The organism is Micromonospora sp. NPDC047187, assembly GCF_040643355.1.
GTDB classification, from domain to species: Bacteria; Actinomycetota; Actinomycetes; order Mycobacteriales; family Micromonosporaceae; genus Micromonospora; species Micromonospora salmantinae.
Map to the genome: position 1 here is coordinate 116657 of NZ_JBEYUF010000001.1, position 22071 is coordinate 138727.

Annotated in this window: 17 protein-coding genes; 12 read left to right on the top strand and 5 right to left on the bottom strand. The window is 64.9% G+C overall.

Annotated features, from left to right (window positions below; all coding sequences use genetic code 11):
• Positions 1 to 18: 18 nt before the first annotated feature.
• The 4 genes from ABZ794_RS00495 to ABZ794_RS00510 all read right to left on the bottom strand — a co-directional run bounded on the left by ABZ794_RS00495 (position 19) and on the right by ABZ794_RS00510 (position 4122).
• A complete protein-coding gene (locus tag ABZ794_RS00495; RefSeq protein ID WP_357513457.1) occupies positions 19 to 552 on the bottom strand; it encodes a hypothetical protein in 534 nt (177 codons plus the stop codon).
• Positions 553 to 1017: 465 nt separating this feature from the next.
• A complete protein-coding gene (locus ABZ794_RS00500) occupies positions 1018 to 1695 on the bottom strand; it encodes a GPP34 family phosphoprotein (RefSeq protein ID WP_357513459.1) in 678 nt (225 codons plus the stop codon).
• A 10-nt stretch (positions 1696 to 1705) separates the two neighbouring features.
• Positions 1706 to 2719 (bottom strand): acetamidase/formamidase family protein, encoded by a 1014-nt coding sequence (locus tag ABZ794_RS00505; RefSeq protein ID WP_357513461.1) that lies wholly within the window; start codon positions 2717 to 2719, stop codon positions 1706 to 1708.
• Positions 2716 to 4122, bottom strand: a complete 1407-nt coding sequence (locus ABZ794_RS00510; RefSeq protein ID WP_357513463.1) for an APC family permease — start codon at positions 4120 to 4122, stop codon at positions 2716 to 2718. The genes ABZ794_RS00505 and ABZ794_RS00510 overlap by 4 nt, the downstream gene beginning before the upstream one ends.
• Positions 4123 to 4390: 268 nt before the next feature.
• On the opposite strand from ABZ794_RS00510, the gene ABZ794_RS00515 reads away from it, so the two are divergent.
• The 8 genes from ABZ794_RS00515 (at position 4391) to ABZ794_RS00550 (ending at position 15285) form a co-directional block, all read left to right on the top strand.
• Complete coding sequence (locus ABZ794_RS00515) at positions 4391 to 5623, top strand: helix-turn-helix domain-containing protein (RefSeq protein ID WP_357513464.1); 1233 nt, start codon at positions 4391 to 4393, stop codon at positions 5621 to 5623.
• Positions 5624 to 5626: 3 nt separating this feature from the next.
• Positions 5627 to 6343, top strand: coding sequence for a creatininase family protein (locus tag ABZ794_RS00520; RefSeq protein ID WP_357513466.1), 717 nt, complete (start codon positions 5627 to 5629; stop codon positions 6341 to 6343).
• Between the two features lie 269 nt (positions 6344 to 6612).
• The gene (locus tag ABZ794_RS00525) at positions 6613 to 7107 is read left to right on the top strand and encodes a hypothetical protein (RefSeq protein ID WP_357513468.1); all 495 of its coding nucleotides are present in this window, start codon (positions 6613 to 6615) and stop codon (positions 7105 to 7107) included.
• Positions 7108 to 7437: 330 nt separating this feature from the next.
• Positions 7438 to 7572: an FxLD family lanthipeptide gene (locus tag ABZ794_RS00530; RefSeq protein ID WP_112584316.1), complete on the top strand. Its 135-nt coding sequence runs from the start codon at positions 7438 to 7440 to the stop codon at positions 7570 to 7572.
• A gap of 96 nt (positions 7573 to 7668) precedes the next feature.
• Positions 7669 to 10710, top strand: a complete 3042-nt coding sequence (locus tag ABZ794_RS00535; protein ID WP_357513470.1) for a lantibiotic dehydratase — start codon at positions 7669 to 7671, stop codon at positions 10708 to 10710.
• A complete protein-coding gene (locus ABZ794_RS00540) occupies positions 10710 to 11972 on the top strand; it encodes a lanthionine synthetase C family protein (RefSeq protein WP_357513472.1) in 1263 nt (420 codons plus the stop codon). Before ABZ794_RS00535 ends, ABZ794_RS00540 begins: the two co-directional genes overlap by 1 nt.
• 15 nt (positions 11973 to 11987) lie before the next feature.
• A complete protein-coding gene (fxlM, locus tag ABZ794_RS00545; RefSeq protein ID WP_357513474.1) occupies positions 11988 to 14063 on the top strand; it encodes a methyltransferase, FxLD system in 2076 nt (691 codons plus the stop codon).
• 124 nt (positions 14064 to 14187) lie between these two features.
• Complete coding sequence (locus ABZ794_RS00550) at positions 14188 to 15285, top strand: hypothetical protein (RefSeq protein WP_357513476.1); 1098 nt, start codon at positions 14188 to 14190, stop codon at positions 15283 to 15285.
• Between the two features lie 304 nt (positions 15286 to 15589).
• Here the strand turns inward: ABZ794_RS00550 and ABZ794_RS00555 are convergent, their stop codons facing one another.
• Positions 15590 to 15826: a hypothetical protein gene (locus ABZ794_RS00555; RefSeq protein ID WP_357513477.1), complete on the bottom strand. Its 237-nt coding sequence runs from the start codon at positions 15824 to 15826 to the stop codon at positions 15590 to 15592.
• A 618-nt stretch (positions 15827 to 16444) separates the two neighbouring features.
• Here ABZ794_RS00555 and ABZ794_RS00560 point away from each other — a divergent pair.
• The 4 genes from ABZ794_RS00560 to ABZ794_RS00575 are packed head-to-tail and all read left to right on the top strand — an operon-like array spanning position 16445 to position 21859.
• Positions 16445 to 17809 (top strand): N-6 DNA methylase, encoded by a 1365-nt coding sequence (locus ABZ794_RS00560; protein ID WP_357513479.1) that lies wholly within the window; start codon positions 16445 to 16447, stop codon positions 17807 to 17809.
• Positions 17810 to 17832: 23 nt separating this feature from the next.
• Positions 17833 to 19476 carry a restriction endonuclease subunit S gene (locus tag ABZ794_RS00565; RefSeq protein WP_357513481.1) on the top strand — a complete coding sequence of 548 codons (1644 nt, stop codon included), beginning with the start codon at positions 17833 to 17835 and terminating at the stop codon, positions 19474 to 19476.
• Entirely contained in the window at positions 19473 to 21011 is a 1539-nt protein-coding gene (locus ABZ794_RS00570) for an ATP-binding protein (protein WP_357513483.1), read from the top strand. Before ABZ794_RS00565 ends, ABZ794_RS00570 begins: the two co-directional genes overlap by 4 nt.
• Complete coding sequence (locus tag ABZ794_RS00575; RefSeq protein WP_357513485.1) at positions 21008 to 21859, top strand: hypothetical protein; 852 nt, start codon at positions 21008 to 21010, stop codon at positions 21857 to 21859. Before ABZ794_RS00570 ends, ABZ794_RS00575 begins: the two co-directional genes overlap by 4 nt.
• Positions 21860 to 22071 lie beyond the last annotated feature (212 nt).

A 22071-nucleotide genomic window follows, 5' to 3' on the forward strand; every position in this document is an offset into this window, starting at 1 on the left:
TGAAGTTGTTTGGCGGGGTCAGGAGTTGTCGCTGCTCGTGGTGTGGGTGTGGACGAGGAACAGGTGGTAGTCGTCGACGAAGGTGCCGTTTCGGTCGCTGTCGGCTGGCGGTGTGAGTGCGGCTCTTTCGTAGGCGAGTAGTTCGCCGGTGCTGGGGTTGAGGATCAGCAGGAAGCGGATGTCGTCGGCGGTGGCGCTGACGCCGATGCCGGTTCGGCCTGCCCGGTCGGTCACCGATGGGTGGTAGGTGATTCCGGCGGTGTCGCGCAGGACGGTGAGGATCGCGGTGCGGGCGGCTTGGTTGGGGGTGCGCCAGCCGAGCAGGCTCGCGAGGCCGCGGATGACGGCGGTGGGTCCGAGGAATCGGGGTTGCGTGGTGTCGATCTGCGCGGTGAGTGCCGTCGGGTCGGCGGCCATCGGTCCGATGGGTCCGTCCAGCTGGCCGGGGTAGTAGGTGCTGTCGTCGGTGGGCTGGTTGCCGCCGGGGTAGCGGCTGCGGATGACGCGTCCGGAGGCGTCGTCGGCGCGCCAGCGTTGCTCTTCGAACAGCACGGTCCGCGTGGTCGTGCTGTTGCCTGCGATCGCGGTGTCCGTGGCCCATTGGAGTAGATGGACGTAGGCGAACCCGCCTGGGATGGCATCACAGCCTGACGGTCTCGCCCCTACCGTCATGGGGCCCTGCCGGGTCGGAGACGACGCCGACAGACGCGTCGGCACCTGGTCGAGTTTCTGTTGCGCACGAGTCTTGAGCTGTGCCGCGGTCAGGGTGGCGGGCGCCGGACACGGTGCCACGGTCGGCCGGGACGCGGCGGTGCTTGGCAGCGAGGGTGGGGATTGCGCCGGCCCGGCGGTGCCCGTCCAGGTCGGGATAGCGGTGGCGGCAGCGAGCAGACCGAGTACACAGACGGCGGCCATAACCTTCATGGCTCCCCGGCCGACCGGGCGGGGCTTGCCGGTCGGAGGTCGCACGGGGGATTGGTTGGTCACGGTGGGCTTCCTTGCGATGAGCGGACAGGGCTAGCGGTAGGCGGCGGTGGCCAAGTCACCGACGGCGGCGTCTACGGCGGCGATGATGTCGCGCACCGGCTGGTAGTGCTGCGCGGCGATGGCCTTCAGCCGGCTGGTCATGGCTGGGGTGTCGTCGTCGAGGTAGAGGTGATGGGTGAGGCCGAGGTCGGCGACGAGACCGGCGAGGGCGGCGGTGTGGTCGTTGGGTTGTTCGTGGCCGGCGGCGAGGTAGCGCAGGCGGGAGCGGGCGATGACCGCCCATTTGCTGTCGGAGGGCAGGTAGGTGTGGTCGCGCATGAGGCCGCCGAGGCGCCGTCGGGTGTACTGGCGCAGGATCCCGCCGGCGAACAGGCCGGCGCGGGTGCGGTCGTAGAGGTCGTTGGAGAACCCCCGTAGCCACCGTCGTAGCAGCGGGTGGGCGTCACGGATGGTGGCGGCTGCGGCGTCGGCGATCAGGTCCCCGGTCGGGCGGTCGACGTGCGGGTGTATCCGTTGGTGTCCTGCTGCGCGGGTGTCGTCGTTCGGGTCGAGGGTCACCCGTCCGGCCAGGTACAGGTCGATCAGGACTGCGCCCGCGAGTCCGAGGGCGAGGGTCTGCTGGTGTACGTGGGGGTGTCCGGTGTCGTCGTCGTGGCCGAGGAGGAACAGGTCATCGCGCAGTGGCAGGCGCGGGATCGACGCGGGCATCGGCGGGTTCCTACCGCAGCCCGGCGGTGAGTCGCCGTAGCCGCTCGTGTGTCCCGCGGTACGCGGGTCCGGGGGCGGGGAGCAGGGTCTTGTCGATGGTGGCGAGGACGGTGTAGTTGGGGTCGCACACGTTGCCGATCGGCGCTCGTCCCGCCTGCGACACGAGTTGGTAGGCGTCCAGGGTTTCCAGGCCGGTCAGGGCGCTGGTCCAGCCGACGAGGTCGTGCTGGGCGATGCGGTAGGCATCCTCCAGGGGCCTCGCGCAGCCGATGGTCAGGATGTCCCGGTCGGTTTCCAGCCGCGGCCACCGTGTGGTCACGCCTTTGATGACGTCGATGGCGAGGGTGGTGGTCGTGGCGATCTCCACGCCGACGCCGCAGGCCTCGCCCTCGCCCTGGCGGGCGTGTCCGTCGCCGAGGGCCAGCATCGCCCCGTGGACGTTCACACCTAGGTAGAGGGTGGTGCCGGCGCGCAGGTGCGGGGTGTCGAGGTTCCCGCCGTGTGTGTCGGGCACGAGTGTGGATCGGGCTTCGAACGCGCCGGGGGCGACACCGATCGTGCCGATCATCGGGTCCAGCGGCAGGTCCGCGCAGTGGTCGCTGCGGGTGGCCTCGAACCGTACGGTCCCGGCGTGCCGGTCGATGCCGTACACCCACACCCGCTCCTCGAGCGGCGGCTGCAGGGTGGCCATGTGGGAGGTGGAGGTCAGCGCCCCGAAGTGCGGGAACGTCGAGGACACACCCCAGTCCCGGGCCGGGGTGATGGCGGCGAGGTGGACGGCGAGGGTGTCGCCGGGCTCGGCGTCCTCGACGAAGAACGGCCCGGACACTGGGTTGAGGTACGGCATGCGGCAGACCTGCGACGGCAGGTCCGCTGGCCCCCTCACGAGACCACCGAAGCAGTCCTCCGTCACGACGGTGAACACGTCACCGCCGCGCACATGCGCAACCGGCATCCGACCGCCGAACGTGTAGGCCAGCTCGTCCCGGGCGGGCCGGTAGGTGAACGTGTCCATGCCGGTCACACCCGCTCCACGTGACGCGCCTGCGGCTGCGCGGACGCCAACCCCGACAGCGCAGGCCGGCGGCCGGACAGGTACAGGCCAGCCAGAACAGCCATCCCGAGGGCGAGCCAGGCCAAGCCGAGACGCTGAGCGGCGATGTTGGCGTTGACCACCACCCACACCAAAATGGCGAAGCCAATGCCGGGCATGACCAGGTGCGCCCACCAGTTACCACTGCGCTCCCGGATGAGGTGGTGCACCACGACCGAGACGTGCAGGACCAGGAACGCGACCATCGCCCCGAAGTTGATCAGCGACGACAGCAGGGTGATCCCATCCGCACGGGTCGCCATGTACAGGCCCAGCGCCAGGGACACCGCCCCGGTGAGCAGCGTCGCGTTGATCGGCACGTTGCGGCGGATCGACACCTTCGCCAGGAATGCCGGCAGCTGCCGGTCCCGGGCCATCGCGTACAGCAGCCGAGAGGTGGCGACCTGCGCGACCATCGAGTTCGGCAATCCCCACGCAATCGCCGTCGCGACCGCGCACACTGTCGCCAGCCAACCCCCACCAGCCACGGCAGTGGCGTCGTAGAAGGCAGTGCCGTTTGGATCACCCTCCACAAGGAGGGTGCCGGGGTCGGGGACGAGCATCGCGGCCAGCCACGTCTGCGCGATGAAAAGCACCCCGGCCAGGACCAAGACGGCGGCCATGGCGCGGCCGATCTGACGGGAGCCGCCCTTGGTCTCCTCAGCCAGCATGGCGATCCCGTCGAAGCCGAGGAAGGACAGCACCGCGATCGACACCGCCCCCGCCACCAGCGACCAGGTGAACGTGTCGGCGCTGTAGAACGCCTCCCAACTGAACCGACCCTTGCCGGTCGCGAGGGCCCAGCCTGCAACGGCCAGGAACACCGCCAAGACGATCAGCTCGCCGATCAGCATCACCCGGGTCACCGCGGCGGTCATCCGGATCCCGACCGAGTTGACGACGGTGTTGACGGCAACGAAGCCGACCAGCCACAGCCACACCGGGACCGACGTGACCGTCGAGTGCATGGCAACCGACGCCACCAGGTACAGCAGTCCCGGGACGAGGACGTAGTCGAGGAGGATCACCCAGCCGGCGAGGAAACCGACCGGCGCGCTGATGCCCCGGCCGGCGTAGTTGTAGACGCTGCCCGACATCGGGAACGCCTTCACCATCTGCGCGTACGAGAACGCCGTGAACACCAGCGCCACCACACCGATCGCGTATGCCAGAGCGACCATGCCACCGGAGCCGGCGTACACGCTGCCGAAGATCGCCATCGGTGCGATCGGCACCATGTACACCAAGCCGTAGGCAAGTAGATCCCGGAACCGCAGTCGTCGGCTCAACTCCTGCCGATATCCATATCGGGACAGCTCATTCTGGAGACTCATTAGACTCCTCAAATAGTTGACGCCTGGCTGATTTCACGACTTTGCAAAATGGCCCGCCAGTAAGGGCGTCTGCATCGCTGCTAATATTTCGCCTGGCGCGCGGATGGGTATCTCAACAACGAGAATTGCGCACCGGGCCAGACGAGTCGATAGCGGTGATGCGGACATACGGCGTTGTCCGCATGCAACTGTCCGAGTAGCGTCCGACCACGTATGGTCAGGCCTGTCTGACTGCGGCAGCGACGGGCAACGGCATCCAGGAGTACCGGTGGCTCAGGTTCCACGACAGCTGACCCCGCATCGGTCAGTGCTGCATGGGTTCGGTGCCGCGCTGCGACAGTGGCGCGAGGGCCGCGGGCTGTCTCAGCGCGCTCTAGGCAGGCTGGTGCACGTCAGTGGGGACCTCATCGGCAAGGTGGAGAAGGCCGAACGTTGGCCGTCCGCCCGCCTCGTCGAGTCATGTGAGGCCGCCCTGCAGACGGGTGGTGAGCTGCTCCGCTTCCTGCCAGACCTAGAACGCGAGCGTCGACTGACCGTCCTCGACCACCGCTCTGCTGGCAGTGCGGACGGCCTACTCAGGGGCGTCATGGATCATCTCGAGGAGATTGACCCGCTCCCACCGTGGCACGAGCAACTCGTCGCCCTCGCCACTGCCGGAAATCGCATCGGATATGCGGGGATGGCGTCCACCGCCCATGCGCAGATCAGCGCCGCAGCCACCGTCGGGCGGCGGAGCAGCTCGACCGACCGTCGAGAGGTACTCATCGCCCAGGCGCTGTGGGCCGAGTTCCTCAGCTGGATCGACGAGCAGAGCGATGCCGCTGAGGCGGACGCATGGCTGAGGCGCGCCCAGCAACACGCCGTCGCAGCTAACGCGCCGGTGCTGGCAAGCTACGTCCTGATGAGGCAGAGCCAACGCGCCCTCGAGCGATTCGACCCGCGTAGGGCCGCTGTCCTGGCGCGTCAGGCGCTGGACGAGGTCCGGCTACCAAGCCGCATTCGCGCTCTTCTGCTGGTCCGCCAAGCCCAGGCTTACGCGATGGGAGGCGACCAGAGCGCCTGTGTAGCCAGCATCGACAAGGCGCATAGGGTCGCCAGCAGCGCTGATGGGGACGCAGAGCTGCCGGTCGATGTTGGCGCCCACTGCAACCCGGTGTACGTGGCTGCCCACGAAGCGCAGTGCCGTCTGCTGCTCGGCCAGCCGGCGGCTGCAGCCAATCTCTACGAGCAACTCCTGCAGCACTGGCCAGCTCAGTGGCGCGTCGACGAGGCCCTGTGGCGATCGGTCCTGTCCACCGCCTACATCAACAGCGGCGATGTCGAACGCGCGGCGACCGAGGCCACCCAGGCCCTGGCCTTGGCCGCTGGTACCTCCTCGGCACGGGCTCTGCGCTGGTTGAACCCCACGGCGGTGGCCCTTCGACAGCAGTCAGCCGTTCCTGAGGCGGCGGCCTTCGTGCTCGCCTATCGGCAGGCGACTCTCGAAGCGTGTAACCATTAGCCCGTGGACCTGATCACCACAGCAACGAGCACCGACGAGTCCAAGCGGGCGGCGTCCGTCGCGGTCCTCCCAGTCGGGAGTTTCGAACAGCACGGCGCCCACCTGCCACTGCTGACGGACACCATCGTGGCATGCGCGATCGCGAAGGCAGTCGCCGAGCGCTACCAACTCTTCCTGCTACCGCCCGTGACGATCTCCTGCTCCCACGAGCACGCGGCGTGGCGCGGAACGGTCAGTATCAGCGCCACCACCCTCGCCGCCGTAGTCGTTGACATCGCCGCCTCCCTGCGCGAGTCGGGCATCGATCAGCTTGCCGTGATCAACGGGCACGGCGGGAACTACGCGCTTGCCAACGTCGTTCAGGAGGCCAACGTCGCCGGACCGCGGATGACTCTGTTCCCTGCTCGAGCCGACTGGGACGACGCTCGACTGGCCGCCGGTCTGCACAGCACCGCCCACCAGGACATGCACGCTGGTGAGCTCGAGGTTTCGCTACTCCTGCATGTTGCGCCGGAGGTCGTACGTGATGGCTTCCAGCATGCCGACCATATCGCAGACGACCGACGTCACCTGCTCACGCGGGGCATTGGTGGATACACCGCCAGCGGCGTCATCGGTCTGCCGTCTCACGCCACCGCCGCTAAGGGCAAGGCCGTACTTGAGGACCTTGTCCGCACCTTCGCCGATCATTACGGCCTCCCGCTGGGGCCGAAGGCATGACCAGGAATTGACGCCAGCGCTCCGGGCGCCACGTTTCCGGATCGTTGACCGTGCGACCGCTGTCATCGTCGCTCCTATCGAGGCCGTCATGCGGACAAGTGCTCTGTCCGCATCGGGGTTATGTCAACCCTAACGTCGATGGTTGTCTAATGGTCGACGTAAGGCGCTGACGACAGATCCATCGTCGTTCGAGCGGGCAGGTGATGCCTCGCATCAGCGCTGTAGGGCGCGGCCTGCTATTGAGGCCCGACGTCGAGCGGAAGGTCGTCATGCCCGAAAAGGTCGTCACACAGAAGACGCTCTGCTACGTCTTGCGAGATAGGCGGCTGGTCGTCTTCCGGCATGGGAACTACAGCCCCGGCGGCTGGCTCGTCCTAGCCGACGTCACTTACACCCCGCCACGAGTCTTCTGGGCAACCGAAGACGACATCCGGCTGATCCACACCGTCATGCGCCGCGTCTACCGCACCATCGCCGGGCTCGACGGTGCCGGGACTTGGAGGGCCCGACCGACACCGCTGGCCTGCTTCTCGGCAAGGGCATGGCGCAGGTGTGCGTCCAAGCGTCCACCGGTACTTGGACCGGGGGCGGTCCCGGATGCCAGCTTGCTCGCCGATGTGGTCGGCCACCTCCGTCCCGTCCTGACGACACCCAAGGTCACCGATGCTGACCTCGACCGGTTCGTCACGCTCATGGCCGACCCAAATGTGCTCCTGGGCTCCTACGAGCGCAGGGCTGTCGACGCCCGTAAGGCGACCGCATGACATGCGCCGCGCGGGGCGCGGGCAGGGTGCCATCCGTCCGACTGAGCCTGTGGCAGGCACAACGGAACTCACCGCGATCTCCTACTTCAAGAACTTGGGCCATCGGCAGGTGGCCACCACCTCCTACCAGCTTTTTCCGACCCGGGTAGTCGCCGTGCGACGACTACCGGACCGGTTGCCGCTCATCGAGGTGGGCGCGCCGGCCGGTGCCGGCCGGCGGCAGAGGTGCCCCCGTTCCCCTGCCGCCCCGGCCTGACGCTCTGCAAAGTCCGTGCCGGTAGCTGCGGGGGCTACCTGCCCACCCATCAGCCCAACTCCCTAGGAGGAACCATGAACGACCTACTCGCCGTCAGCGACGACCCGTTCCAGCTGGACGTCCAGATCGTCACGGAGGGCCCGGTCGCCGCCGCACTGTTGGCCGACACGGACGACGGCTGCGACACCCAGAAGAACGGCGACTGCTAATCGCTTGTCCTTGCCGGTTCCGGTGAGCGACCCGAACGTTCACCGGAACCGGCGACCCCTGAAACCGAGCAAGTTATTTGTGAGGAGAAGATCGCGGTGGCGAGAAGCAATCTGTACCGGCATGTTGATGCCGCCACGATTCGCATCGCCGCGCACTCGTGGCGAAGCGGCGGCCTGCCGTGGCCGCAGCGGGGCGATGACACGGGCATTGACGGTTGGCTGCGGGAGACGTGGAAGCGCCCTGGTGTGGCCGAAGCCGTGTGGACTGCCAGTCCTGAGTTCGCTTCCCGGGTCGAGGCGGTGTGCGCTGGCGGGACACTCGATGCCGGCCGCGGCTGGCGGATGGCTCTGGCACTGGCGCGGTACCTGGTGCGTGCCCAGCGGCGGGCAACGCCCTTCGGTTTGTTCTCGGGGGTCGCCGTACTGCGCTTCGACCGGGCTGCCTCGGTCGTACCGTCAGAGGACTCGGCCATCCGGGTACGGCCGGACGCGGGCTGGCTCGCGTCCCTGATCGCGCAACTCGAAGCCGACCCGCATGTGCGCCGCAACCTGCGGGTTCAGGCAAACAACCTGGCGGTGGGACAGGGACTTCGGCTCGCGGTAGAGCGCCGGCCACACGCCTCGCTACCAGCAGACGGTACCTCTTCGGTGAGGAACACGGCAGCAGTGCGGCTGGCCGTGTCGCTAGCCACCGCGCCGGTGTCGTGGACGGAGTTGGTCGACAAGGTGACCGCCGCGTTCCCACGAACTCCGCGTGGGTCCGCGGACGCGCTGGTTGCCGATCTGGTCGACCACGGCGTGCTGATCTCCAGCCTCCGACCGCCGTCGACCTGCACCGACCCGCTGCGACACATCCTTGACCAGCTCGACACCGTGCACGATGACCACCTCAACGAACAACAGCCCGTCACGGCCACACTCGGGTCGTTGCACGTCGACCTGGGTGGCATCGCAGCCGGTACGACACATCCTCGTGAGCTGGCTGACCGGATGCGTCGGGTGGCAGCGGATCCACAGCCGATCGCGGTGGATCTTCGGCTTGCGGATCAGGTCACCCTGCCGATCCAGATCGCTGCCGAGATCGCGAGCGCTGCGGGGGTGCTCCGACGCTTGACGTCCCATCCGGGCGGTCGGCCGGATTGGCGCACGTACCGTGCCCGGTTCGTCAACCGCTACGGCATGGCGGCGATAGTGCCGCTGGCTGAGCTGCTCGATCCGATGACTGGGCTGGGCTACCCGAAGCACTTCACCCGCGCGGCCGAAGCACCCCCAGCCTCGTTGTCCAGCCGTGACGAACGGCTCTTGGCACTGGCCCAGCAGGCAGTGATCGACCGTGTCCACGAAGTGAAGCTCGATGACGCTGCCGTGAAAGTTCTGGCCAGCTCCGCGCCTGAAGAGGGCCACAGCAGTCCTCACGTCGATGTCACGGCAGAGATTCGTGCGGCGTCGCTGGACGCACTGACGAAAGGGCGCTTCACGATCGCGCTGACCGGCATGGGTCGCTCGGCGATGGCGACGAGCGGACGCTTCCTCGACGTGCTGCCCGCTCCCGAGCGGGAGCGAATGTGCAGGGAGTTCGCGCGGCTACCCGTCGCGGTGGACGGGGCCATCCCGGCGCAGTTGAGCTTCCCGCCACACCGTCTGCATGCGCAGAACATATTGAATGCCCCGCTGGTCCTTCCGTGGCTGATTTCGTTGGCTGAGCACCGTCCGGCAACCGAGGATGTCATCAATATTGGTGATCTTGGTGTGGCTGCCGGTCGGGACCGACTGGTGTTGGTGTCGATGTCGCGGGGGCGGGTGGTCGAGCCGACGGTCGCGCATGCCGCCGCCCTGCACACGATGCCGCTGCTCGGTCGGTTTCTCGTGGAGTTGCCCCGAGCCATGGACGCCCGGCTGAAACCATTGGACTGGGGCGCGGCTTCCTGCCTGCCCTTTCGACCTGCTCTGCGATACGGGCGGATTCTGCTCACGGCCGCCCGGTGGTGCATCGACCCGGCCTGCCTGCCCGCTGCGGACGCGAGCGACAGCGAATGGTTCGCAGCCTGGGAGGTGATGCGTGCGAGGCTGCGGCTACCCGGGTGGGTGCAGGTCGGCAGCGGCGACCAGAGGCTCCGGCTCAACCTCAATCAGGCCATGGACCGGTCCCTGTTCCGTGCCCACCTGGACGCCAGCACCGATCCGATCACCGTGGTAGAGGCGGCGGGGCCGGAGGACTTCGGGTGGCTGTCCGGGCGTGCTCACGAGATCGTCGTACCGGTCGCCTCCACGGCCGAGCCCGCCGTGGCGCCGGCCGTCGTCTCCGCACGAGGCTCGGGGCCGCCGCCTGCTCCGGCCCCGCCGATCATGCCCGGAGCAGGCGGCATCGTGTCCGCGTCGCTGGCCGTCGAGCCGCCAATGATGGAGCTGGTCTTACTCCGAGGGCTGCCAGCGCTGCTCGCCGACTGGCCCGAGCCGCCGCTGCGATGGTTCGTCCGCCTCCGACGTCCCACGTCGCACCTGCGGCTACGGCTGCACACCGACGACTACGGCGACGCGGCCGTACGGGTCGGCCGGTGGGCCGCCGCCCTTCGGCGGCAGGGCCTTGCCGGAGACCTGAGCCTGGACACCTACCATCCCGAGTCCGGCCGGTACGGAGACGGCCAGGCGCTGGTCGCCGTGCACGAGTTGTTCGCCGCCGACTCCACCGCAGCCTTGGTGCAGCTCAGCGTGCAACCCGAGCGTCAGGTCAACCGGCACGTCCTTACCGCCGCGAGCATGATCGACCTGGTAGGCGCGATGCTCGGCAGCCGCAACGACGCATGCGAGTGGCTGGTCGCCCACCCGGAGCAGGCCGGGCCGACAACCATCGACCGGTATCTGCTGCGCCAGGCGGTCACCCTTGACCCGACCCGCCTGCCGGATCAGGTCCAGCAGGCATGGCAGGAGCGATCCCGGGCCGCAGCCCGCTACGCCGACACACTGTCTGCCTCGCGCGGCCCACTGACCCCAACCTCTGTACTCACCTCGCTGCTACACCTGCACTTCGTTCGCGCTCACGGTCCGGACGAGCCTGCCGAGCAGGTCGCGCATCGGCTCGCTCGCCACATCGCGCTGGCGACGGTACGCCGCCGTGTACGTATCGCAGGAGCGCCCTGATGACTGCCGTGCCCGTCGCGAGTCCGCTGCTACGGGCAGCCGAAACGGTGGCCTCGTGCATCGCCGACACCCTCACCCAGCCGCCCCCTCCGGACTTCACGGCGGATGACTACGGGCCACGAAGTACCCGCTGGCACGCCCAATCCCTATCGCGAGGTGCCGCCGGGGTAGCGATCCTGCACGGCGTGCGCGCCCAGACTGGGCACGGAGGATGGGAACTGGCCTACGAATGGCTGCGACACGCGACCGTTGACACCCTGAACAACGGCAGCGGAGCAGGACTGTGGTTCGGTGCGCCGGCAATCACCCACGCGCTGACCACGGCCGCGCCGCACGCCCACCCGGCATCCCTCGACGCGCTCGATCACGCCGTCGCGGATTTGATCAGATGCCGGCTGGCCGCCGCTGAGGCACGCATCGCGGGGCATGAACGTCCCACGCTGTCGGAGTTCGACCTCGTACGCGGGCTGACCGGCCTCGGCGCCCACCTGCTACGCCGCGAATCAGACGGACAACTGCTCCGGCAGGTGCTGACATACCTGGTGCGGCTCACCGACCCGATCGACCTCGACGACGAGGCCGGACGGCTCGCGCCAGGCTGGTGGAGTGGCGCCCCGCCCGATCCCGACAGCCCTGCATCAGGCGGGCACGCCAACTTCGGCATGGCGCACGGCATCACCGGCCCCTTGGCGCTCCTGGCGCTCGCCATGCGCCACAACATCCTGGTGCCGGGACAGGCCGAAGCAATCGGCCGGATCAACACCTGGTTGGACGACTGGCGGCAGACCAGCCCAACCGGACCATGGTGGCCAGAGAGGATCACGGCGGCCGAGCTGCACGCCGGCAAGCCTGCGACACGCGGACCGGCGCGGCCGTCCTGGTGCTACGGCACCCCCGGCATAGCCCGCGCGCAACAGCTCGCCGGGATTGCCCTCGGCGACCTCGTTAGGCAGGAGACAGCGGAAGGCGCCCTGGCCCGCTGCCTGGCCGACCCCGTTCAGCTCAACCGACTCGTCGACCCATCGCTGTGCCACGGCTGGGCAGGACTCGCCGCAACGGTCTGGTACGCCGCCGTTGACGCCCACACCACCAGTCTGCATACCCACATACCCCACGTGATGCGCCTGCTAATCCAGCACGCCGTCGACGCCACCCCGGCGCGATCCGGCCTGATCGCCGGCCACGCCGGAGTCGCTCTCACCCTGCACACCATGGCCACCGGCGCCGACATCCGCTGGGCAACCAGCCTGCTAATCCACTAGACGAGGAGACCACCCATGGACCTCGACCTCGCCTCTGACATCGCCCCACCCATCCAGGCAATTTCGGTAAGCCAGTGGCGTCAGGTCAACCTGACCTTCGCCGACTGGCAAACCGCCGAGAAGTACGCCGCAACCCGGCTCGCCCCCGCACTAACCAGCGCCGAGGACAGCGGTGTGATCACTGCCTTCTGGTTCATCCGCAAAACCGAGACATGGCGGTTGCGGCTCCTGCCCGGCGACCGGCAAGCCAGGGTCTACGCCCTCCTCGCTGACCTCACCAACGACGCCCGCATCCGCGGCGTCACCGAGCCCATCTACCGCCCCGAGACATACGCGTTCGGCGGCGACCAAGCAATGACGGTCGCGCATACCCTCTTCCACGCCGACAGCCGCCACATCCTCGGCCATCTCGCTGCCAGCGGCGCCCACCGACGCGAACTCGGTGTCGTGCTCGCCACCCGCCTCATGCGTGCCGCCGGACTGGAGTTCGCCGAGCAAGGCGACGTCTGGCGACACCTCGCTAACCGCCGCCACCAATCCAACGCGCCAGAACCAAGCCCTCAGCTGATCGCCGCCGTACAGCGGCTGCTCATCGCCGCCGACGACGCGCCGCGTAGCCCGCTGGCAGCCACCCCCCAATGGCCGCAAGCCCACGAGCGGGCAGGCGCAGACCTCGGCTTCCTCGACCGGCACGGCGCACTCACCCGCGACCTGCGCGGGGTGCTAACCCACCACCTGCTGTTCCTCTTCAATCGGCTCGGCATATCGGCCGCCGACGCCTGGCTCCTTGCGACGGCAGCCACGCACGTCACCTTCCACCACTCGTCCACGGACGCCTACGACACGCATCAACTCGCCCAAACAACAGAGAGAAGCACACACATGGTCCACTCGTCTGACGGTCCCAGCGCAGCCGTGCTTCGCGAACAGCTCGTCAGCGCCTTGAAACAGCGCGGCCACGTCCGCTCGGCTTCCGTAGAGCAGGCGTTTCGCAGAGTGCCCCGCGAGCAGTTCCTCCCTGGTGTCGATGTGGAGACCGTCTACACCCGCCGCCAGATCGTCACGAAGCGCGACCCCAGCGGTGCCGCGCTGTCCTCGGCGTCGAGCCCCAGCCTCGTCGCGGACATGCTCGAACAACTCGATCCGCACCCCGGACATCGCGTCCTGGAGATCGGCGCGGCCACCGGCATCAACGCAGCCCTGCTGGCCGAGCTAACCACTCCCAGCGGCAAGGTCGTCACCATCGAACTCGACCAAGACCTCGCCGACGGCGCCCGCGCCAGCCTCGCCCGCGCTGGCTACGACACCGTCGACGTCATCCACGGCGACGGAGCCCTCGGCCGCCCCGACACCGCGCCCTACGACCGGATCATCGTCACCGCCGGAGCATGGGACATCTCCACCGCCTGGTGGGACCAACTCGCCAACCACGGCCGCATCGTCGTACCCCTGCGCGTACACGAGAGCGGGCTGACCCGATGCTTCGCCTTCGACCGCACCAACACCCATCAACTCGCCAGCACCACGACACCGCTGGTCTGCGGATTCGTCCCCATGCGCGGTACCGCAGAACACACCGACCACCACGTACGCCTCGACACCGACGTGGCCCTCAAACTCGACGCCGCCGACCACCCCGACCGACAGGCGCTCAGCCGCGCCCTGCGCCACCCCCGGCACGAACGCTGGACCGGCATCGAAGTCGCCGACGAGGACCCCGTCGGCCATCTCGACCTATGGCTACTCGTGCACACCAGCACACCGTTCGGCCGCCTCGGCGTCGGCGACACCGCCCGCACCAGCGGACTGGTCACCCCCGCCTACCGATGGGCCGGAGCCGCCATCTACCACGGCGGCACCATCGCCTACCTCGCCTTCCAACCAACCAGCGAAGGCCACCACGAAATCGGCGCCATCGCACACGGGCCAGACGCCGACAAGCTCGCCGCCGAACTCACCAACCTGCTCGACCAATGGGACGAAGCGGGCCGCCCCAACCAACCCACCGTGACCGCCCAGCCAGCAGGAATGCGACCTGGCGAGCCCGGCGACATCCAACGGCCCGACACCATCTTCACCATCTCCTTCTGACGTAACGCCGGGGCGGTGCCCGACCCCGCCCCGGCCACCCCAGGCACAAGGCACCGCCAACCACCACGCACCACCGAACAGACCTCGATGCCAACACGCGCCCTCCGCCGTACGTGAGGACACCATGACCCTGCCCCTCGCACCCACCATCGCCGCCCGTTTCCCCCTCGTCCCCCGCAAACGCCCGCCGGCGAAGCCACTCGACGTACGAGTGAGCCGACTCGCTGCACTCGCCGAGACCGCTCACCGCGATCACGACCCGGAAAGGGCGTCCATGGTTTTCAACGGAGCCGCCCTCGTCGCCTCCGACTGCGGAGACGCCGAACTCGCCCGCACCTGGTGCCACCAACATGCGAACCTCTACCTCAGCAGAACGCCGCTTAACGGGCATACCGCCCGCTTCGCCCTCGAACCAGTCGTCAACCTCGCCCGCCTACGCGTCCGAGACGGCGACGGCGACGGCGCACACCGCCTGCTCACCGACCTTTACAGGACGATCGTCAGCGGCAGGCACGCCGTCATTGACGAACTGGAGATACATCCCCAGCAGCTCACCGCTGATCCTGGCGAAATCCAACAGATCATCAATTGGCTACGCGGCATCCTGCTCTCCGATGGAACCCGCGCCCTCACCCTGTCCGGCCGCTGGGCAGACGCACTGGCTCACGTGAAGCACTATGACGGAATCGGCCCCACCCTGCTCGACGGGCGACAGGTCACGATCGTCGCCCACCTGATGCAGGGCACCGGCGTCGAAGCTGCCGACCTGCTCAGCCGAACGAAGATCGAACAGCCATGGGAGCGAACGGTGCACGGCCTCCTCCAGAGTTGGCACGCAACGACGATCGGAGGCACCCCCACAACTGATTACGCTGGCCTGATTGACCGAGCGTCGGCCACCGCAGCGGGCAGAGGAATTTCGGTGTTCCGTGTGCGCCTCAGTCTCACGGCTTTGGACCTTGCCGCCGGCGTGCCGCCGTACATCGCAGATGACCTCATCGAGCGGCTCGCGGCAGACGTGATTCGCGACGAGGATGCTTACGCGGCGCGCGATCTCCTCAACCACCCAGCCGCCCGCCCTGAGCAGCAGGGGTCGCTGGGCCTATTGGTCGAATCGAGCGGGTTGGGTCGGGGGACCCTGCCAGATGCAGCACGGGATCCACTGTCGTTAGCCGTCGCTCTGGCCGGCACCGTTATAAGCGGTGCGCCTAGCTGTGCCTAGCCCGTCGCATGAGCAATACGTCAGGGCTAAGACGAATTCATCGCCCGACATCAGTTGCCACGCGAGGCTCAGTGCGGTTCTGGCCATGGACGGCCCTGTGAGGTGCATCGCAGGACAGCGGCCCGCGCCAGCCCTGGGCCCCTTGCTGCCGAAGTAGGCAGGGCGCGCGAGGGTAGGCGTTCACCAGTCACCTGCGGCAGCTGGGCTACAGCACGATGGAGTACAACCACAGATCGACGCCGCGCCGACACGACCAGGTGCCTTCGGGGCCTGGTTGTGTCCGGTCGTCGAACTGGCTGGTTGCTCACGGGCGACTCGGCGCGACCACCGCACCGCCTGTGGACGCAACCCACGGGAACTCGCCCAGCACGTCGGCCTGGTGGCGAGCGCTACGCCCGCGTACCGCAAGTCCGGCGCCGGTCATCTCCAGCGCCGGGTCCCCGGCCACCTGTTCGGTCAGAAGCTCGTAACCGCTACGGCGTAACAGCCAGGCGATGACTTCCTCAAGGAGATAGCCGCGTACCTGCGCCTCGGTTGCCACCGACGCAGGCTACCGGCTCGAAGGTCCGACAGGCTATCGCGAGTGGATCGTCGTACGAGCCGGAGCTGCACCTGCTGAGTCAGGGCTAGAGGGTAGGCCCGGTATGGAACTCGAAGCCGCCGTGCAGGTCGCGGCCAGGGAACTGAATCCCATCCAGGTCGCCTGCACGGCGTTGCGCGAGGCCGGGCGGCGGGGGCCGGCGCAATGACAGCACCCGCGGGTCGGTGCCGGGTTGAAAGCTGGTCGGCGAGTCCTCTCTTGCATAGTCCCCAGTACCCAAGGGCCGCCTCTGTCGATGCGTCGAGTTGGCAGCCTGCGCAAGTTCAGCGTGCACCGGAGCAGTCGAAACCGGCGAGACGACGGGCGGGTGCTCGCTGCGCCGACGGCTTTGACTGTCTCGCGGTGCTGCCCGGCGTTCTCAGCTTGATCAGCAGAGCTCAGCACAAGACAAGAAGCCCGTAGGGGTCGGCCGACATCTGCCCAGACGTGATCTTGTGTAGCCACTCCGGGCAAGGCACCCTAATGCTTTGCCGAGGTCGACGAGCCTGCCCCGCGCCGGCCTGCGCCGGGCAACCGGCCGCCTTGAACTAGGCTGCGTGAGTTGTTGAAGGGAGACAGGTGGACACCGTCGCTGATGTAGTTCGCAGGCTTTGGGGGCTATGCAACGCCCTACGAGACGACGGGATTTCCTATCACGAGTACCTTGACGAACTCAGCACGTTGCTGTTTCTTAAGTTGGCTGAAGAGATGTCCTCCGATGCCCGACTGGGAAAAGAATTGTCATGGTCGCGTTTTGCGCAACAGCCAGACTCGGAGCTGATCCGGCACTACCATCAATTGCTAGACATAGCAAAGGGCTCAAGTGACGCGCGGTTGAGCCATATCTTCGCCGCGACATCCACGAAGATACAATCGAATCATGCGCTACGGCGACTCATTGATGGTGTTTCTGAGATTTCTTGGTATCGTGACGGAGCCAACGTCGTCGGCAACATATATGAAGGTCTTATCGAGAAGAACGCCACCGAGTCTCGATACGGTGCGGGCCAATACTTTACCCCACGTGCCCTGGTTGAGGCGATGGTGGCCGTCACTCACCCAACACCGAACGACTTGGTTTATGACCCCGCAGCCGGAACTGCTGGCTTTTTGATCGCCGCCGCAGTCGCTAGCAAGTCCGGCAGGAGGGGTGCCCAGATCGAAGGGCAGGAGCTAGTGCCTAGCGTCCATCGGATGGCATTGATGAACACTCTCCTGCATGGCCTCGACGGTCACATTGGCCTTGGCGACACGCTGTCGCTCGACCCCAAGCGACTGCAGGCAACCTTGTGTCTAAGCAATCCTCCTTTCGGAGTGCGTGGAGGACTGGCACCCAATCAACAGCGGCTCTTGAGGTTCCCTACGGCCAACAAGCAGCTTGCTTTTCTTCAACATGTTTACGCCTCCTTGGTAGAGGGGGGGCGGGCCGCAGTAGTATTGCCGGACAACGTGCTATTCGAGACTGGAATAGCAGGATTAATCAGGACGCACCTGTTGGACAATTTTAACGTCCATACCGTCCTCAGGCTCCCGCCAGGGATTTTCTATGCAACTGGCGTCAGGACGTCAGTCCTATTCTTTGCAAACACGCATCCGACAGAAAGAATCTGGACGTATGATCTCCGCTCAGGAGGAACCTCCTTCACTAAGAAAAGGCAGATAGGTACTCACGACCTCTCTGGGTTTGTAACTGCATATGGTGCAAGCCCGCTAGGTGAATCAGTCCGGACGGCGACGAGCCTTTTCCATTCAGTGAGCCGTGAGGATATTCGTACCTTGGGGGATACGCTCGACATTCCAAGTCCTAAGTCTAAAGGAAATGTTGCCGAGTTGACTCCCGAAGCCATGGTTGAACTTCTGGTCGATGAACTCGAAAGCGCTCTTGCCATGGCTCGTGACATCGCAAAGCTGGTATCAAACGAACGTCACCGGGATGTATCCTGATGCTAGGACCGTCAAGTATGCCGGTGGGGTGGAACGCATTTCGCGTAGGCGATGTCGGCGAGGTTATTGTAGGACAACAAAAATCCCGAAATAAGGATGGCGCGGCTTACCCGTACCTGCGAGTCGCCAACGTGCAGGATGGTTTTCTGGATCTCACAGACGTACAGGAGATGATGTTCTCTGACAACAGCAGATATGTTCTGGAGAATGGCGACGTATTGCTCTGTGAAGGGCAGAGCCGTGAGCTCGTGGGGCGCGCCGCCATATATCGAGGGGAATTGCGCCCCCTAAGAATCCAAAATTCTGTTATTCGATTTCGTTCGGGTCCACATGTAGTGCCGGAGTACGCACTTCACGTCTTTCGCTCGTATCAGAAGTCAGGTGTGTTCGCCCGGTCCTCGAAGGCGACGACTGGAATTGCGCACTTAAGCCTGAGCCGGTTTAAGGCATTGCCGTTCCCCTTGCCACCGCTCGAGCTGCAAAGAGAGATCGCTGATACGTGCGGTGACGTACAGATTCTGCTCGATCACGTAAACGAGGTCATTGGGTCTGTTGAGCAGACATTAATGGCAATCGTACCAACCGCCGCTGACACAGCGATACTGGGTGATCACTCGCGTACTTGGTCGGAGGGCCAGTCTGGAACGAGTCCTTGGCCTCTACGAGATGCAAGTGACGTGGTCCATTCTGACGCTCCTATTGTTTACGGCATCCTCAAACCGGGTCCGCATGTTGAGGACGGAATCCCCTACGTGCGCGGCCAGGATCTCCAGCAATGGTTCGTCCGCACCCAGAACCTCCTCCGTTGCAGCCCCACTGTTGCGGTTAAATACTCTCGGTCGTCACTGAGGCCGGATGACGTATTGCTCGGAATTATCCGCAACACCCGAGTTGCAGTTGTTCCCACCGAACTCGAAGGTGGAAATATAACACAAGGAACTGCCCGGTTTCGTGCCGGCGACGAGATCGATCCGCGCTACCTTGCACATTGGTTGTCCAGCCGTAGTGCGCAAGCGTGGCTTAAGGGTCACATGCGTGGTATTGATATGCCGGGTCTAAACCTTCGTGATGTAAGGCGTCTACCGGTACCGCTGCCGCCACTCGAAATCCAACGCGAGATCGCAGGCCGCTTGGATGCACTGGTCGGCAGCGCCGATCTCTTATCGCAGTCAGTTGCCAACGGTCGCGGTTGGACAACGGCTTTGGAAGGTGCCGCATTACAATCGCTGGCCTACGGCGAGGCGGCGGCTAAAGTCGCGGATCAACGTCGAGCAGTGTCAGCTTCATGGATTCCAACCATACTGATTGACAACGCGGAAGCGCTGCCCGATTCTCATGTTGCGAACGTCCTCGCACCGGGGATAGTCGACGACGAGGCAGGAAGTCCGCGGTCTGACGACATCGACGCCTCAGGCCGAGAGGAGACTGTGCCCGTGTCAATTCCGGTTTCCGGAGCGCAGGTAGTGTCAACGGAGGAATTGCTAGAAGCCCTCGACGGGTTAGGCGGGGAGAGCACCCCGGAAGATTTATACGCAAGGCTCGGCCTCAGCGAGAGCGGCATAGATAGCTTTTACATTGCTTTGAGGGCTGCCGTCACAGCAGGAACGGTCAAGCACGAGTCGGCGACAGGAGTGGGGCGGTCACTCCTGGCAAGGGTGTACGAATGAGACTACATTCGCTCAAAGTCGACTCGTTCAAGAATTTGCACAACTTTTCGATCAGCTTCAGTGCGAGCTCGTCCGTTTCTGCGTTAGTCGGGCGCAACGGTACGGGAAAATCGAACGTTCTTGAGGCGCTCACCCTAATCTTTCGCGACTTGGACCTCGGTCAAGCAGCATCTCTAGGCTTTCACCTCGAGTACGAATGCCGCAGACGGCACGTCAGCGTAATCGGGACTGCGGGCAGCCGCGACTATAAGGTCAATGTTGATGGTGATCCTGCTCCATCACGCGTTGTCGTTGGCGAATCTGGAAGACAATTGCGCCCCGACTTTGTTTTTGGCTACTACTCCGGTCCATCCAATCGACTCGAGCAGCATTTCGCTCAACACCAGGAGAGGTTTTACCAAGAACTAGTTAACGGGCGCGAGAACCCCCTAAGGCCACTCTTCTATGCGCGCGCAGTGCACTCGAACTTCGTGCTTCTCGCGTTTTTTCTTGAAGACGACCCCGAGGTTAAGCGGCTCCTGAGGGACCACTTAGAGATCGAAAGTCTTGACTCAGTTCTCTTCGAGCTGCAGCGCCCGGAATGGAAGAGCCGTTCAGGCGATCCCCGTTTTTGGAACGCGCGCGGGACGGTCGCCTCTTTCCTGGACGCGCTGTATGCACGATCGCTTGCCCCGATGAAACTCACTCCGCGGGTTACGTCAGGGGGCCGCCGTACGGTCCGGCGGGAGCACATTTACTTGTTCTTGCCATCTGCTGAAGAGGTGCGCGACCTTAGGTCACAGTACTCAAGTAATCAAGATTTCTTCAAGGCACTGGAAAGTACTTATATTTCCGACCTCATCTTCGATGTACGGATTCGCGTCCTACTGAGGAAGGCTGGCGCTCCCTTAACTTTCCGCGAGCTAAGTGAGGGTGAACAGCAGCTGCTCTTGGTCCTCGGCCTCATGAGGTTCACGAGGGAAGAGGAGTCGCTCTTTCTTCTGGACGAGCCCGATACCCATCTCAATCCTTCGTGGAGCGCTCAATATCGTCGTTTCCTGGAGCGTTTCGGAGGTCTCGACGAGCGGTCTCACGTCGTCCTTGCGAGCCATGATCCGCTCGTCGTGGGCGCGCTGAAACGTCATGAAGTGCGGATCCTGCAGAGGGGCGCGGACGGGCGTGTGAGGGCTGTCGAGCCTGAAGAGGATCCTCAGGGCATGGGGGTTGGCAATCTTTTGATGAGCGATGTCTATGGCTTGCGAGCTCCGCTTGATATTGAGACGTTGGAAAAGATTGACCGGAAGCGGCTTCTGGCAGCAAAGGATACGTTGACCGAGCGGGAGAGCGCGGACTTGGCGGTCTTGGCCGGAGAGCTTTCCAACTTAGGGTATCTAATCGAGGATCAAGATCCAGATTACGCTCGCTATCTCCGTACTCGATATGGGGGTGCCGATGACAAACTCATCCCTATTCCTCACTTTTCTCCTGGCGAAGCGGCACGGAATATCGCAGATGACATTCTCGGGATCGAGGTCGAGGGACGGAGGGATCAGTGAGATTTGTTGATCCTGATCGGGTTGATGCCGTTTTGCCGAGCCATATCATTACCAGAGCCATGACAATAACTTCGCAGCTCGTAGCGGAACCGGACGAGGAGGCGAGAGCTAGGATCATCAAGACAAATTCTGATCTGTGGCGTGAGGCCGGTCGCTATTTGGCCAAGGTCATGGACGGCAAGTGTTGGTACTGCGAGGTGAGGCAAGAGCGGTCGGACAATCCCGTAGATCACTACCGCCCAAAGGGGCGTGTTGCGGAGGAGCAAGCCCATCATGGATATTGGTGGCTCGCTTTTGTGCTCGAAAACTACCGATTCTCTTGCACTTTTTGCAACAGTCGGCGCGTTGATGTAGAGGGCGGCTCGGACGGAGGCAAGCAGGACCACTTTCCTCTGGTTGTTGGCAGTCAAAGGGCCTTGAAACCGGAAGACCCTCTGGCTACAGAGCGGCCCATGCTATTAGATCCGATGGATTCTCGCGATGTTGCTCTGCTGGTTTTCGACGAAACTGGCGTCCCTTCCGTTAGCGAGAAGTTTTCGACTGAGGCTGTCGACGCAGAGCGCGTTGAAAAGAGCTTGGAACTGTACCACTGGAAACATCGCCCCATCGCCTCGAAAAGAAGAATAGTCTTTAAGAGAGTAGCTGTTGTCTGCAGCGCAGCCGACCAGCTGCTGAGTGACTTTGAGCGAACCGGTGAGGAAAGGTTCAGGCTTGAACGCGAGCGGCTTCTTCGGGCACTTAATGTTATGGCTGATCGTGCAACGGAGCATTCTGCTGCTGCTCTATGCGCTCTGCGTGGCCTTCGTACTGCTAGCGCAAGCGCGGCGGAAGCTCTCGAACTTCCCTAGCTGACCATGGCTCTTCTGAACAGGGGACCGTGAGCGCCGTGCCGCGGCTGCTGATGTCCCCTATTCCGGTCCACGCTGCTCACGGGTTCGCCGAGCAGGAGCGCAGGTCCGGGCTGACGTGTCACCCATCCGAGTTCCCATGTAGAGCACAAGACTTCGCGGGACACCGCTCCGCTCGGTTCACTTTTATACATCAACTTCGTGCAGATGGT

What these genes read in the sequence shown, in the direction of transcription:
- ABZ794_RS00500 (WP_357513459.1), bottom strand. Translation starts at nt 1,695, where the DNA reads ATGCCCGCGTCGATCCCGCGCCTGCCACTGCGCGATGACCTGTTCCTC.
- ABZ794_RS00510 (WP_357513463.1), bottom strand. Translation starts at nt 4,122, where the DNA reads ATGAGTCTCCAGAATGAGCTGTCCCGATATGGATATCGGCAGGAGTTG.
- ABZ794_RS00525 (WP_357513468.1), top strand. Translation starts at nt 6,613, where the DNA reads ATGCCCGAAAAGGTCGTCACACAGAAGACGCTCTGCTACGTCTTGCGA.
- ABZ794_RS00530 (WP_112584316.1), top strand. Translation starts at nt 7,438, where the DNA reads ATGAACGACCTACTCGCCGTCAGCGACGACCCGTTCCAGCTGGACGTC.
- ABZ794_RS00540 (WP_357513472.1), top strand. Translation starts at nt 10,710, where the DNA reads ATGACTGCCGTGCCCGTCGCGAGTCCGCTGCTACGGGCAGCCGAAACG.
- fxlM (WP_357513474.1), top strand. Translation starts at nt 11,988, where the DNA reads ATGGACCTCGACCTCGCCTCTGACATCGCCCCACCCATCCAGGCAATT.
- ABZ794_RS00550 (WP_357513476.1), top strand. Translation starts at nt 14,188, where the DNA reads ATGACCCTGCCCCTCGCACCCACCATCGCCGCCCGTTTCCCCCTCGTC.
- ABZ794_RS00570 (WP_357513483.1), top strand. Translation starts at nt 19,473, where the DNA reads ATGAGACTACATTCGCTCAAAGTCGACTCGTTCAAGAATTTGCACAAC.